The 13,442-nt window shown below is 51.1% G+C and carries 13 protein-coding genes; 11 read left to right on the top strand and 2 right to left on the bottom strand.

The window, feature by feature from the left end:
* Positions 1 to 2: 2 nt before the first annotated feature.
* Genes U2H13_RS16580 through U2H13_RS16540 form a run of 9 tightly spaced genes read left to right on the top strand, consistent with a single transcriptional unit; the run spans position 3 to position 9,158 of the window.
* Positions 3 to 1,106, top strand: a complete 1,104-nt coding sequence (locus tag U2H13_RS16580) for an EpsG family protein (protein ID WP_007613926.1) — start codon at positions 3 to 5, stop codon at positions 1,104 to 1,106.
* An 18-nt stretch (positions 1,107 to 1,124) separates the two neighbouring features.
* The gene (locus U2H13_RS16575; RefSeq protein ID WP_376700542.1) at positions 1,125 to 2,162 is read left to right on the top strand and encodes a glycosyltransferase family 2 protein; all 1,038 of its coding nucleotides are present in this window, start codon (positions 1,125 to 1,127) and stop codon (positions 2,160 to 2,162) included.
* A 4-nt stretch (positions 2,163 to 2,166) separates the two neighbouring features.
* Complete coding sequence (locus U2H13_RS16570; protein ID WP_179156144.1) at positions 2,167 to 3,243, top strand: polysaccharide pyruvyl transferase family protein; 1,077 nt, start codon at positions 2,167 to 2,169, stop codon at positions 3,241 to 3,243.
* Entirely contained in the window at positions 3,240 to 4,274 is a 1,035-nt protein-coding gene (locus U2H13_RS16565; protein ID WP_160216593.1) for a glycosyltransferase, read from the top strand. Before U2H13_RS16570 ends, U2H13_RS16565 begins: the two co-directional genes overlap by 4 nt.
* Positions 4,271 to 5,788: an MATE family efflux transporter gene (locus U2H13_RS16560; protein WP_167409126.1), complete on the top strand. Its 1,518-nt coding sequence runs from the start codon at positions 4,271 to 4,273 to the stop codon at positions 5,786 to 5,788. The genes U2H13_RS16565 and U2H13_RS16560 overlap by 4 nt, the downstream gene beginning before the upstream one ends.
* On the top strand, positions 5,785 to 6,393 hold the full coding sequence (locus U2H13_RS16555) for a sugar transferase (RefSeq protein ID WP_007407383.1): 609 nt from the start codon (positions 5,785 to 5,787) through the stop codon (positions 6,391 to 6,393). The genes U2H13_RS16560 and U2H13_RS16555 overlap by 4 nt, the downstream gene beginning before the upstream one ends.
* A complete protein-coding gene (locus U2H13_RS16550; protein WP_233662446.1) occupies positions 6,390 to 7,037 on the top strand; it encodes an acetyltransferase in 648 nt (215 codons plus the stop codon). The genes U2H13_RS16555 and U2H13_RS16550 overlap by 4 nt, the downstream gene beginning before the upstream one ends.
* Positions 7,038 to 7,041: 4 nt before the next feature.
* Positions 7,042 to 8,214, top strand: coding sequence for an aminotransferase class I/II-fold pyridoxal phosphate-dependent enzyme (locus U2H13_RS16545; protein WP_014418926.1), 1,173 nt, complete (start codon positions 7,042 to 7,044; stop codon positions 8,212 to 8,214).
* Positions 8,193 to 9,158, top strand: a complete 966-nt coding sequence (locus tag U2H13_RS16540) for a polysaccharide pyruvyl transferase family protein (protein WP_021495228.1) — start codon at positions 8,193 to 8,195, stop codon at positions 9,156 to 9,158. Before U2H13_RS16545 ends, U2H13_RS16540 begins: the two co-directional genes overlap by 22 nt.
* A gap of 13 nt (positions 9,159 to 9,171) precedes the next feature.
* On the opposite strand, the gene yvfG is transcribed toward U2H13_RS16540, so the two are convergent.
* Complete coding sequence (yvfG, locus tag U2H13_RS16535; RefSeq protein WP_003151570.1) at positions 9,172 to 9,390, bottom strand: protein YvfG; 219 nt, start codon at positions 9,388 to 9,390, stop codon at positions 9,172 to 9,174.
* Positions 9,391 to 9,467: 77 nt separating this feature from the next.
* On the opposite strand from yvfG, the gene rpoN reads away from it, so the two are divergent.
* Positions 9,468 to 10,778 (top strand): RNA polymerase factor sigma-54, encoded by a 1,311-nt coding sequence (gene rpoN, locus U2H13_RS16530; protein WP_031304540.1) that lies wholly within the window; start codon positions 9,468 to 9,470, stop codon positions 10,776 to 10,778.
* A gap of 37 nt (positions 10,779 to 10,815) precedes the next feature.
* On the opposite strand, the gene lutP is transcribed toward rpoN, so the two are convergent.
* The gene (gene lutP, locus U2H13_RS16525) at positions 10,816 to 12,492 is read right to left on the bottom strand and encodes an L-lactate permease LutP (protein WP_021495226.1); all 1,677 of its coding nucleotides are present in this window, start codon (positions 12,490 to 12,492) and stop codon (positions 10,816 to 10,818) included.
* A 205-nt stretch (positions 12,493 to 12,697) separates the two neighbouring features.
* Between lutP and U2H13_RS16520 the strand changes: the two genes are divergently transcribed.
* The gene (locus U2H13_RS16520; RefSeq protein ID WP_021495225.1) at positions 12,698 to 13,417 is read left to right on the top strand and encodes a FadR/GntR family transcriptional regulator; all 720 of its coding nucleotides are present in this window, start codon (positions 12,698 to 12,700) and stop codon (positions 13,415 to 13,417) included.
* Positions 13,418 to 13,442: the final 25 nt, after the last annotated feature.

Here is a 13,442-nt window from a genome sequence, read left to right as displayed (position 1 = left end):
GAATGATTGTATACGTAGTCAATATGGGAATTGTGTATATTTGGTCATGGTTCGCGAAAATGTGCGGCGGGCGTGATCAATCGCTTTCGACCGGATACCGGCCGAATCAGCTCGTCATGATCGTTCCGCTGCTATCGCTCGTATTGGTCTCCGGCTTGCGCTACAGAGTCGGGACGGATTTTCAGACGTACGCGCTGATGTACAAGCTGGCGGGAAATTACGGCAGCATTTGGGAGATCTTCGGGTTCGGAGCGAAAAAAGCAGCCGTTGATCCGGGGTTTACGGCTCTCATCTGGCTCATGAATTTTATCACGAAAGATCCGCAAATCATGTATTTCACCGTGGCGGTCGTGACGTGCAGCTTTATTTTAAAGGGGCTCGTTGAATTCGGCCGTCCGTTTGAGCTGAGTGTGTTTTTGTTTTTGGGCACGTATCACTATTACGCTTCCTTTAACGGGATCAGGCAGTATATGGTGGCGGCCGTTTTGTTTTGGGCCGTCCGCTACGTGATCAGCGGAAGCTGGAAGCGTTATATGTCAATCGTGCTGCTGTGTTCGCTTTTTCATTCTTCAGCGCTGATTATGATTCCGGTTTATTTTCTCGTCAGAAAAAGAGCCTGGTCGCCCGCGATTTTCGGACTGTCGGCATTGTTTCTTCTTATGACGTTTCTGTATCAGAAGTTCATTTCGCTGTTTGTCGTCGTGCTGGAAAACAGCTCGTACGGCCATTATGAGAAATGGCTGATGACCAATACGAACGGGATGAACGTCGTAAAAATCGCGGTGCTGCTTCTGCCGCTGTTTTTGGCTTTCTGCTATCGGGAGCGGCTGCGGAAGCTCTGGCCTGACATTGATGTCATCGTGAATTTCTGTCTGCTCGGCCTGCTCTTCGGTCTTTTGGCGACAAAGGATGTTATTTTTGCCCGGTTTAATATATATTTCGGCCTGTACCAAATGATCCTGATCCCTTATTTTGTGAGGATTTTTGATGAAAAATCAAATGCGCTGATTTATATCGCCATTATTGTCTGTTATTTTCTTTACAGTTACTTGCTTATGCCGGTCGATTCGTCTGTGCTTCCGTACAGAACGATTTTTTCCCGGTAATGGACACTGGAGGTTTATATGGAAACACCCGCGGTCAGTTTATTAATTGCTGTGTATAATACGGAAACTTATTTAGAAAGATGCTTAGATTCATTGCTCAATCAGTCGCTCGCCAATATCGAAATCGTGGCCGTTAATGACGGGTCAACGGATCAAAGCCCGGCGATTCTTGAAACCTATCAGAAGCGGGATGAGAGAATCAGGGTCATTCATCAGCAAAACCGGGGGCTCGGCGCGGTCCGCAACAGGGGAATCGAGGCGGCGCGCGGCGAATTTATCGCTTTTATTGATGCGGACGACTGGGTTGAACCTGATTATTGCCTCAGCATGTATGAAAAAGCGAAGGCTGATCAGGCGGATCTCGTGATTTGCGAATATGCGGCCGAATTTGCGGATACGGGGAAAACCGCCGTTTCAACGATCGCTTCAGCGTACGCGGGCCGCCCGAAACAACGGTACCTGAAAGATTTATTTGAAGGAAGAGTCAGCGGTTTTTCATGGAACAAGCTGTACAAGAGAACGATGATCGAGCATCATCAGCTGCGCTTTCCGCTTCGTGATGAGCTGGAGCATGTGGAGGATCAGTACTTCAGCCTCAGGGCGCATGTTTTCGCAGGTGCGGTCTCGTACGTGGATCAGCCGCTCTATCATTATTGGATTCACTTGACTTCCATTGTGCAAAGCTATCAGAAAAAGCTGTTTGACTCAGGTCTCGTTCTCTATCGGCTGAACGAGGCTTTTTTGCGTGAAAACGGCTGCTTACAGGAATACCGGCAGGAGCTGGATTTTTTCATCGTTCAGCACGGAACAGTCTGCCTGCTGAATGAATGGAAGCGGAATAACGGCGGCCGGTTTTCTGAGAAATGGAAGAATATCAGCCGGATATGCGCTGATCCCGTGTTTCGCCTGAGCCTTTCCAAAACCGGAACGGCGCCGTTTGACGCCAAACGTTCATGCCTTCTGCTTTTGGCGAAGCTGAAGCTGATTCCGTTTGTGTCGCTGGCATCAGCCGCATATCAGCGGGCAATCGAGTACAAAATGAAAATCAGAGGGTGAAGACATGTCGATACAATCTTTAAAAATCAATCTCGCGGAATGGCTGTTGCTTAAGGTCAAATACCCGTCCCAATTTCATTTCGGAACGGCAGCGGATGGGGCGGGGCTTTCAGCGGCAAGAAAAAAGATCATTCTGACGCTGCTCCCGTCCCACGATAATCTCGGTGATCACGCCATCGCCTACGCAAGCAAAACGTTTCTTGAACGGGAGTATCCCGACTTTGACATCATTGAAGTGGATATGAAGGATATATACAGATCGGCAAAGGCGCTGATCAAAAAGCGCCACCCCGATGATATGGTATTCATCATCGGCGGCGGGAACATGGGGGATTTGTACCGGTATGAGGAATGGACGCGCCGCTTTATTATCAAAACATTCCGGGAATATCGGATCGTTCAGCTTCCGGCGACGGCTCACTTTTCTGAATCAAAAAAGGGACGGAAGGAACTGAAGCGCGCCCGAAAAGTGTACAATGCGCATCCCGACCTTTTGTTAATGGCGAGAGATGAGACGACGTATCAATGGATGAAGCGTCATTTTCCCGGAAAAACAGTGCTCAAACAGCCTGACATGGTCTTATATTTGGATAAAAGCGAGCGGCGCACCCCGCGGGAAGGGATCTACCTCTGTTTACGGGAGGATAAGGAGAGTGCGCTGACGGCTGAGGACAGAACGATGGTAAAAGAAGCTTTGGCAAAAGAGTACGGAGAGCTGCATTCCTTTACCACGACGGTCGGCCGGAGGGTCAGCCGCCATACACGTGAAAAGGAGCTGGAAGCGCTTTGGAATACGCTGAAAGGCGCGGAAGCCGTCGTCACTGACAGGCTTCACGGGATGATTTTTTGTGCGCTGACGAAAACGCCTTGTGTCGTCATTCGTTCGTTTGATCATAAGGTGATGGAAGGCTATCAATGGCTGAAAAACATACCGAACATGATATTGCTTGAACGTCCAGACCCTGAAGCTGTAACGGCCGCCGTAAACCGGCTGCTCAGCGGCAAGCATGAGGAAGGCGGTTCATTGCGAAGTGTTTATTTTGCCGGGCTGCGCTCGAAAATCAGCGGTGATGCCCAATGACCGCGCCGCTTGTGAGCGTGATCGTGCCGATGTATAAGACAGAGCCTTTTATTAAAGAATGCGCGGTTTCTTTAACAAAACAGACGCTGAGAGACATCGAAATCATTTTCGTCAATGACGGTTCACCGGATCAGTCAGGCCGGATTGCTGAACAATTCGCCGCAGAAGATGCGAGAATCCGGGTGATTCATAAAGAAAACGGCGGCCTCAGCTCGGCCCGCAATGCCGGAATAAAAGCCGCCCGCGGCCGTTATATCGGTTTTGCGGACGGCGATGACTATGTGACGGAAACGATGTTCGAGCGGCTTTATGAAGAAGCAGAGAAGAACCGGCTGGATATCGCCGGATGCGGCTATTATAAGGAAACGCCGTCTAAGAAACGAACATATATGCCGCCGTCCATTCCGGCGGGCCGCGTCTTCACAGCGGATGAAATGACTGCATTGCTGACCCGCGCGCACGAACATCGGTTTATTTGGTATGTGTGGCGCTATATATACCGGCGAGAAGCATTGCAAGGACTGTTGTTCCATGAAGATATCCGTTTTGCCGAGGACTCTCCGTTTAACTTGGCAGCGTTCCGCCAAGCCGCGCGTGTCAAAGTGATAGACGAAGGGCTGTATATCTACCGGGAAAATCCGCAAAGTCTTACAGAAACACCGTTTAAGCCCCACTTAGATCAAGAACTGCAAAAGCAATATAAAGCGAAAATGGCTTTTTATGAGGAAAACGGGCTGACGGACGCCTGCCGGAGCGATATCGATACATATTTGTGCAAGCATCAGATTCCGATGCTGATCGCCAACGCATGCGCCGCGCCGCAGCCGTCACACCAGATTACGGCGCACATCGGCAGAATCTTAACGTATGACATGGTAAAAACGGCGGTGCGCAGGACGCCGTGCCGCCATAAACAGCTGCTGGCGGGGGAGCGCGTGGTGCTCGGCCTGTGCAAAATGCGCCTTCCTCTTCTTCTGCATGCGTTTTTCGAACGGAAATCGAAAGAGAAAGGCAGTGCGGAAGGAGCATGAAATTTGCCATTAATTTCGGCGCCAATGTGACGGCGTTTTTACTATCGGTGTTTTTATCAGTGTGGATGACTCCCTTTATTGTGAAAACATTAGGTGTGGAGGCTTTTGGGTTTGTCCATCTGACACAGAATATCATTAACTATTTCTCTATAATTACCGTTGCGCTGAGCTCTGTCGTTGTGAGGTTTTTCTCCGTCGCCGCCCACAGGGGGAACAAGGACGAGGCCAATGCGTATGTAAGCAATTATTTAGCCGCGTCTGTCGTGATATCTCTATTGCTCGCTGTGCCGCTCGCCGGGACGGCTTTTTTTATTGACAAGATTATGAATGTACCGGCCGGGCTCTTAACGGATGTGAGGCTCTCTATCGTGATCGGCAGCGTGCTGTTTATGCTGACGTTTTTTATGGCGGGGTTCGCGACGGGGCCGTTTTTCGCCAACAAGCTTTATATCACAAGCTCCATTCAGGCCGTGCAAATGCTGGTCAGGGTGCTGTGTGTGCTCGCTCTGTTTACGTGCCTGCCGCCGAAAATCTGGCAGATCCAGCTTTCGGCATTAGCGGGAGCTGTCTGTGCGGCCGTGCTGACTTTTTTCTTCTTTAAGAAATTGATTCCTTGGTTTTCTTTCAGCCGTAAAACCTTGTCATTACAGACGAGCAAAGTGCTGTTTTCGGCCGGTGCCTGGAGCTCTGTCAACCAGATCGGCGTGCTGCTGTTTCTGCAGATTGACCTCATGACGGCCAACCTCGTGCTGGGGCCGTCTGAAGCGGGTGTCTATGCGGCGATTATTCAATTCCCGCTCCTGCTCAGAAGTCTTGCCGGGACGCTTGCTTCACTGTTTGCGCCGGTTTTGACTTCCTACTATTCAAAAGGCGATATGGAAGGCCTCCTGTCTTACGCCAATAAGGCCGTGCGGCTGAACGGGCTTCTGCTCGCGCTTCCCGCCGCATTATTAGGAGGGCTCGCCGAACCGTTTCTGGCGATTTGGCTGGGCCCGTCGTTTGTGCAGACGGCGCCGCTTTTATACATTCACGCCGCGTATTTGGCGGTCAGTCTCTCTGTCATGCCGCTTTTTTACGTATGGACGGCTTTTAATAAACAAAAAACGCCCGCCGTCGTTACTTTATGTTTAGGCGGACTGAATGTCATATTGGCCGTGGTTCTCAGCGGACCGGCTCATCTCGGGCTGTACGGCATCACCATCGCCGGTGCAGTCTCGCTCATTTTGAAAAATGCCGTCTTCACGCCGCTGTATGTTTCGCATATTACCGGTTTTCAGAAAACCGCGTTTTACAAAGGAATGTTCGGCCCGTTGGCGGCGGCCGTATTTGCCTGGGCTGTCTGCCGGGGTATCCGGCTGTTTTCACCGCTTGACAGCTGGGCCGGCCTGATCGCTACGGGGCTTGCCGTATGCATAAGCTATGCCGCATTCGCTTTTTTCTTCATTTGTACGAAAGAAGAAAGGCGGCTTGCTTTACAGAAATGCCGAAAAGTGAAAGGAGCTGTTCAGATTTGAAGGCGAAACGTGTATTTGATATAGCGGCCGCGGTGTTGTTATTGTGCGGCGCAAGCGTCATCCTTCTCTTCGCCATGGCCGCCGTCAGATGCGCCATCGGGTCTCCGGTATTGTTCAAACAGACGAGACCGGGGCATAACGGGCGTCCGTTTACGTTGTATAAACTCAGGACGATGACGGATGCGCGTGATGAAAACGGTGTGCTGCTTCCGGATCATCTCCGCCTGACCAAAACGGGAAGGCTGATCAGAAAACTGAGCATCGATGAGCTTCCCCAGCTTTTTAATGTGCTCAAAGGAGATATCAGTCTGGTCGGCCCCCGCCCTTTGCTGATGGATTATCTGCCGCTTTACACGGCGGAGCAGGCGCGGCGCCACGAGGTGAAGCCGGGGATTACGGGCTGGGCGCAGATTAACGGGAGAAACGCGATTTCATGGGAGGAAAAATTCAAGCTCGACGTGTGGTACGTCGACAACCGCACATTTCTTCTCGACTTAAAGATTCTGCTTTTAACAGTGAAAAAAGTTCTCGTGTCAGAAGGCATACATCAAGCCGGCCATGTGACGGCAAAGCGCTTCACAGGCAGCGGAGATATGTCATCGTGAAAAAGGTCGTGCTGATCGGAAACGGCGGACACGGAAAAGTCGTGAAGGAAATCGTGCAGGCCCGTTCCGATATGGAGCTTGCGGGCATATTGGATGACGGATTCAGCGGTTTTGCCGTTCGGAACGGTTTATATACGGGCCGGACGAAAGACGTGCACATGCTTCGGAAACTCGTCCCCGAGGCCGTGTTCACGATATGCATCGGCCGCAACGGCGTCAGAAAGCAGTTCGCTGAAACGCTTGGGCTTGAAGATGACGATTATGCCGCACTCATTCACCCCGGGGCGATCGTCAGTGAAACGGCTTCCGTCGGACACGGAACGGTTGTGATGGCGGGCGCCGTCATTCAGGCGGGCGCTGACATCGGCGCCCATTGCATCATCAATACGGGCGCGGTTGCCGATCATGACAATGCAATCGGAGATTACGTCCATCTTTCACCGCGCGCGGCGCTTGCCGGCGGAGTGAAAGTCGGGGAAGGAACGCACATCGGAATCGGCGCGTCCGTCATACCGCAGATTGACATCGGCCCTTGGTCCGTTATCGGCGCGGGGGCTGCGGTCATCAGCCGAATTCCCGGCCATGTGACGGCGGTCGGCGTTCCGGCCCGCGTCATCTCCCCTATCCATAATGAAAAAGGATGATTTCATGCAAACAAACAAACGGATTTATTTGTCTCCGCCTCATATGAGCGGAAAAGAACAGGAATACATCGCAGAAGCCTTCCGATCCAATTGGATTGCCCCGCTCGGTCCGCTCGTCAATTCGTTTGAAGCGCGGCTCGCGGAATATGCGGGAGTGAAAAGCGCGGCGGCCGTAAGCTCGGGAACGGCGGCCATCCATCTTGCCCTGCGGCTTGCGGGTGTGAAAAAAGGAGACGCTGTATTTTGCCCCTCCTTTACATTTGTCGCCACGGCGAATCCGATTGTGTATGAGCAGGCTGAGCCCGTTTTTATTGATTCGGAATGGGAGACGTGGAATATGTCGCCTGATGCGCTTGAGCGGGCGCTGCGGGATGCAAAACGGCGCGGCAGACTCCCGAAAGCGGTGATCGCCGTCAATCTTTACGGCCAAAGCGCGAAAATGGATGAATTAATGAGCCTTTGTGACGCATACGGCGTCTGTCTGATTGAAGACGCTGCCGAGTCCTTAGGATCAACATATAAAGGCAGGCAGAGCGGCACGTTCGGCCGTTTCGGCATTTATTCCTTTAACGGCAACAAAATCATTACAACATCGGGAGGCGGCATGCTCGTATCTGACGATGAAGCCGCGATTGAAAAAGCGAGGTTTCTTGCGTCACAGGCGAGAGATGCCGCCGTTCATTACCAGCACAGCGAGCTCGGTTATAACTACAGGCTCAGCAACATTCTCGCGGGCGTGGGGATATCGCAGCTGGAAGTGCTTGAAGATCGCGTCCGGGCGAGGAGAGAAATCTTTCACAGGTATCGGGAAGCGCTGGAAACGTATCCGGGCATCCGCATGATGCCGGAGCTTGAAGGAACGGTTTCAAACCGCTGGCTGACGGCTCTGACGCTTGATAACGGTGTGACGCCGGAAGAAGCCGTCGCCTGTCTTGCGGAACAGAATATTGAGGCCCGGCCGCTGTGGAAACCGCTGCATACGCAGCCGCTTTTCTCATCTTCCGTCTTTTATCCTCACAGCGAACATGAGCGTGTCTCTGAGAACCTTTTCAGCCGGGGCATCTGTCTGCCGTCCGGGTCTGACTTGTGTTCTGAGGATCAGCAGCGTGTCATTGACGCACTTGCGCAACTGTTTGAAACGAAAGGGGAGAAAACATGGACAGCCGCCATGTTATGAGCCGATTAAAAGAAACGCTGACGGGTCTGCTCAGCGTTATACCGCCGCAATCTGACATCATATATGCCGACTATCCCCTCTATGGAAATGTTGGGGATTTATTGATAATGAAAGGGACGGAGGCGTTTTTTAAAGCACACGGCATCCGCGTGAAACAGCGCTGGAATCCCGACAATTTTCCATTCGGGCGCCGGGCGGACAAAAAGACGATCATCGTCTGTCAGGGTGGCGGAAATTTCGGGGATCTCTATCCGTACTATCAGACGTTCAGGGAAAAAATCGTCAAATCCTTTCCGGAAAACAGGATCGTCATCCTGCCGCAATCCATTTATTATCAGGATGAGACACGGCTTGGGAAGACATCGGCGCTTTTTGCGGGGCACAAGGATCTCCACCTGTTTACGAGAGATCGTGTGTCATACGAGACCGCGAAACGCTTTTTTTCGGCGAATCATATCGGGCTTATGCCTGATATGGCCCATCAGCTGTATCCGATCGCGGCGTCAGCGGCTCCGTCACGCGGCAGGCTTCATTTTAGCCGCACGGATGGGGAAATCAATCCGAAGCTGCAAAACAATCCTTCCGTTAAAAGCTGCGACTGGCAGGATGTGCTGTCAGCAAGCGACCGCAGGGGAATCGCTTTTTTCCAAACACTGAATGTTTTGAATAAAAAAGCGGGAAACCCGCTGCCGATTGCGCGGTTTTGGAAACGCTATTCCGATTTCTTGACGAAAAAAGCGGTTCTGTTTTTCAGCAGGTACGAATCGGTGGAAACGTCAAGGCTTCACGGCCACATTCTGTCCTCGCTTCTCGGGAAACCGAATACCGTCATTGATAATTCATACGGGAAAAACGCCAACTATTATCACACCTGGATGCACGAAGCGCCGGACGTCCGTCTGATCGGGGAAACCGCCGGCACGAAGGAAAACCTTCCGCTTTGAATAAGCGGAAGGTTTATTTTGTTTCTCCGCGTTTTACTTTGTTGTACGCCTCATCCAAATGCTGAATTCTTTTGAGCACAACCGAGTTTTTCGTCAGCTGATCCTGAACAAGGGTTGAGACGACGGAGCGGTAATAGCTGTTCATCGCATGAATTCGGTCTTCATTCGGATTCATTTCAATGTGCTGTGTAAAGTTTTCAATAAAATAAGGAACAGAAAAAAGTTCTGACATCTATAAAGCAACTCCTTTTAATAAGTATATACGGTATGAAACCAATCATGTACAATGAAAAAAGGGGAGTGAGCATGATGGATATCAAACTTCAGCAAACACAAATGTTAAAGCCTCAATTAACGCAAGAGCTTAAACAGGCTATCACATTACTCGGATACAATTCCGCGGAACTGGCCGGATATATTGATGAGCTCTCACTGGAAAACCCTCTGATTGAACGAAAGGAAACAGACACGCCGCCACTATCTTACCATAAAACAAATAAAAACAGGATGAAAGAACGGGACGGAAGCCAGCAGATCAGACATACCCGCAAAACGCTGCAGGATTCGCTCAAACAGCAAGCCTTAGACATGAAGCTGTCCGATGATGAGAAAAAGATTTTCAATTATCTGATACATTCATTGGACTCAAACGGATATTTAAAAGAGGACATACCAGCTGCCGCCGACCATGTATCCGCTTCACAAGAGGAGACGGAAGCGGTTCTGAAAAAGCTTCAATCCCTTGAGCCCGCGGGAATCGGCGCCCGGTCTTTGCAGGAATGCATCCTTCTTCAGCTCCGCCGTCTTCCTGAGCGGAACGAACAGGCGGAATGGATTGCCGAAGCCTATTTTGAGCTATTTGCAAGAAAGAACTGGAAAGCGCTTACAACAAAAACGGGCATTCCGCTTAAAGACATTCAGGACATCGCTGACATGATCAGCGCCCTTGATCCGAGGCCGGGGCTCCGTTATGCGCATGAGGAGCCGGGTTTTTACGTGGAACCGGATATTTTCATCACAGTGAAAAACGGCATCATTCAAGCGCGGCTCAACAGCCGTTCGTTTCCTGACATCCAGCTTCATACCCATTATCAGCCGCTCTTGTCAGCTGCCGGGTGCCGTGACACGAAAAATTATCTGTCGGCAAAATATCAGGAATGGCGCTGGCTGAACCGGGCTTTGTCGCAAAGAAAACAAACGATCACGAGAATTATCGGCGTCCTGACTGAACGGCAGGAATCCTTTTTTCTCACAGGAAAAAGCGGAATGCAGCCGCTGACCTTAAGAGAGGTGGCGGAAACGCTGGAGCTCCACGAATCAACGATCAGCCGGGCCATCAAAGGGAAGTACGTTCAGACGCCGTACGGACTGTATGAAATGAAAACATTTTTCTCGGCGAAAGCTGAATCATCGGGGGACGGCGGCGCCTCCAATTATGCCGTAAAAGCGCATCTGGAGGAATTGGTCCATAAAGAAGATAAAAAGAAACCTTTTTCAGACCAAAAGCTTGCCGATCTGCTGCATGAACAATATGACATCCGAATCTCAAGGCGCACCGTCGCCAAATACCGTGACCAATTAAATATTCCGCCGTCATCGGCGAGAAAACGGTACAGCTGAAACCTCCCCGAGCCAAACCCCGGGGAGGTTCTCCGTGTTACGGGATCATCCATGAAAACAGATGATGCTGTAAAAATGTAATGAGACAGACGAGCAGAAGCAAAAACAGACTGTGCTTAATCGTAAAGCGGAAAAGATCGGCTTCCTTGCCCGCCAGACCGACAGCGGCACAGGCAACCGCAATGGATTGCGGAGAAATCATTTTTCCGGTGACACCGCCCGATGAATTGGCGGCGACGGAGAGAACCGGGTCCATCCCAACAGAGAGCGCCGTTACCTTTTGCAATCCGCCGAACAATAGGTTGGCCGACGTATCAGAGCCGGTAATAAATACGCCGAGCCAGCCGAGCACCGGCGAAAAAAAGGTAAACATCGCGCCTGTCATGGCAAGCGCAAGACCGAGTGTCGTGCTCATGCCGGAAGCATTCGTCACATAAGCAAAGCCGACAACAGAAACAATGGTGACGACCGGAAGCGTTAACTCTTTCACCGTCTCTATAAACGCTTCGCCCCATGTCTTCCACGACATGCCGAGGGCGAACTTGGAGATGACGGCGGCAATCAGAATCGCCGTTCCCGCTGAACCGAAAAGCTCAAGTTTGTACACGGCTTCAATCGGCGTGCCGTCCGCCTGAAGAATCTGCTGATTTACAAATGGTACGGGAGGCGTGAAGGTCAATGCACGCCCGGCTGCATTCAGCCAGGAAAGCCACATTGACGTTCCTTCGTAATGACCGGTTAAGGCAGCCTTCACGCCGGGAATCCCCCAGACGGATATCATGGCCGTCAGAAGAAGGAAAGGAGACCACGCTTTAAACACCGCGGCGCCCCCGTACTTGATCGGCGCCCGGTCAGCGGCCGCTGCTGATTCCCGTTCTGCCGCGAAACGAAAGGCCGTTTTCGGTTTCCAAAATTTCAAAAACACAGCGAGCGCGGCCATGGAAACAAGCGCCGACAGCACATCCGGCAGCTCAGGCCCTAAAAAATTCGAGCTTGCGTACTGCACGGCCGCAAAGGAGACGCCGGAAACAAGAATGGCCGGCCATATCTCAAAAGCCTTTTTAAACCCGCTCATCAAAATGATTAAGTAAAGCGGAATAAAGACGGATAAAAACGGAAGCTGCCGGCCGACCATTTGAGAAATTTCCATTGCCGGTATCCCGGTCGGACCTTCGACAGCGGTAATCGGAATGCCGATCGCACCGAAGGCAACGGGCGCCGTATTGGCAATCAGGCAAATCCCCGCCGCATACAGCGGCTGAAAACCAAGTCCGACGAGCAAAGCGGCCGAGATCGCGACGGGAGCGCCGAAACCGGCGGCGCCTTCTAAAAACGCCCCGAATGAAAAGGCGATGAGCAGCGCCTGCAAACGCCGATCATCTGTAATTGAGAGCACCGAACTCCGGATAATCTCAAACTGTCCCGTTTTCACGGTGATTTTATACAGAAAGACCGATGTGACGATAATCCAGCCGATCGGAAGCAGCCCGTACACCGCTCCCTGAGAAGCGGACATCACCGCTTTTTCCGCCGGCATGCCGTAAACAAATACAGCGATTAAAAGTGAAACGGCTAACGTGAAAAGCCCCGCGATGTACCCCTTCATCCGTTTCACCGCAAGCGCCCAAAAAAAGAAGATAATCGGCACGAGCGCGCAAGCTGCCGATAAAAGCAAATTTCCCCCTAAAGGAGCGTACCCCTGTGTCCATTGCATCCCTAAAAAACCCCTCCTTATGTCATGTGAGCGATTACTTTTTATGATAAGGTCATCTGATGACCGGGTTAATTAGCATTATATTTTGAAAGTTTTGAAAGTACAATACTTTTCTTGAACAAATTGTCTGAACCTGTCGGCGGTGCGAAAAAAGAAGTATAATAGACGATAAACATCAAGATTCACAAGTGACGGGGTGATCGCGTTGAAATATAAACAAATTAAAACGAAAAAAATCTACGAAGAAGTCGCTGACGCATTGCTGGAGAAGATAAAAGCGGGCGAGCTTAAGCCGGGTGAAAAGCTTGATTCCGTTCAGGCGCTTTCTGAGAGTTTTCAGGTCAGCCGCTCGGCGGTCAGAGAAGCGCTGTCGGCTTTGAAAGCGATGGGGCTCGTCGACATGAAGCAGGGAGAAGGCACATACATAAGAGAATTTGAGCCGTCTCATGTTTCCCAGCCGCTTTCTTCCGCCCTCTTGATGAAAAAAGAGGACGTCAAACAGCTGCTCGAAGTCAGAAAGCTGCTTGAACTCGGCGTCGCCGCCATGGCCGCTGAAAAACGCACCGAAGACGATTTACAAAAAATCCGCCAAGCTCTCCTGGAGATGAAAGGCATTGACGGAGACGAAGAATTGGGCGAAAAAGCGGATTTCTCCTTTCACATGGCGCTGGCGGAAGCATCACAAAACGGGCTGCTCAAGCATCTCATGAATCATGTCTCCGCGCTCCTTTTGGAAACAATGAGAGAAACGAGAAAAATTTGGCTGTTTTCTAAACGAACGAGCGTGCAGCGATTGTATGAAGAGCATGAACGCATTTACAGCGCCGTCGCCGCCGGAGACGCGGATGAAGCGGAAGCGGCGATGACGGCGCATCTGACGAATGTGGAAGAAGTGCTGGGGGCTTATTTTGAAGAAAATGTATAGAAGCTGACTTGTGAAAGGGGATAAC

This window comes from Bacillus sp. A1, assembly GCF_042296235.1.
Taxonomy (GTDB): domain Bacteria; phylum Bacillota; class Bacilli; order Bacillales; family Bacillaceae; genus Bacillus; species Bacillus velezensis.
Note: the sequence above shows the minus strand (reverse complement) of the source record. Positions and strands in the feature narration are given on the sequence as shown.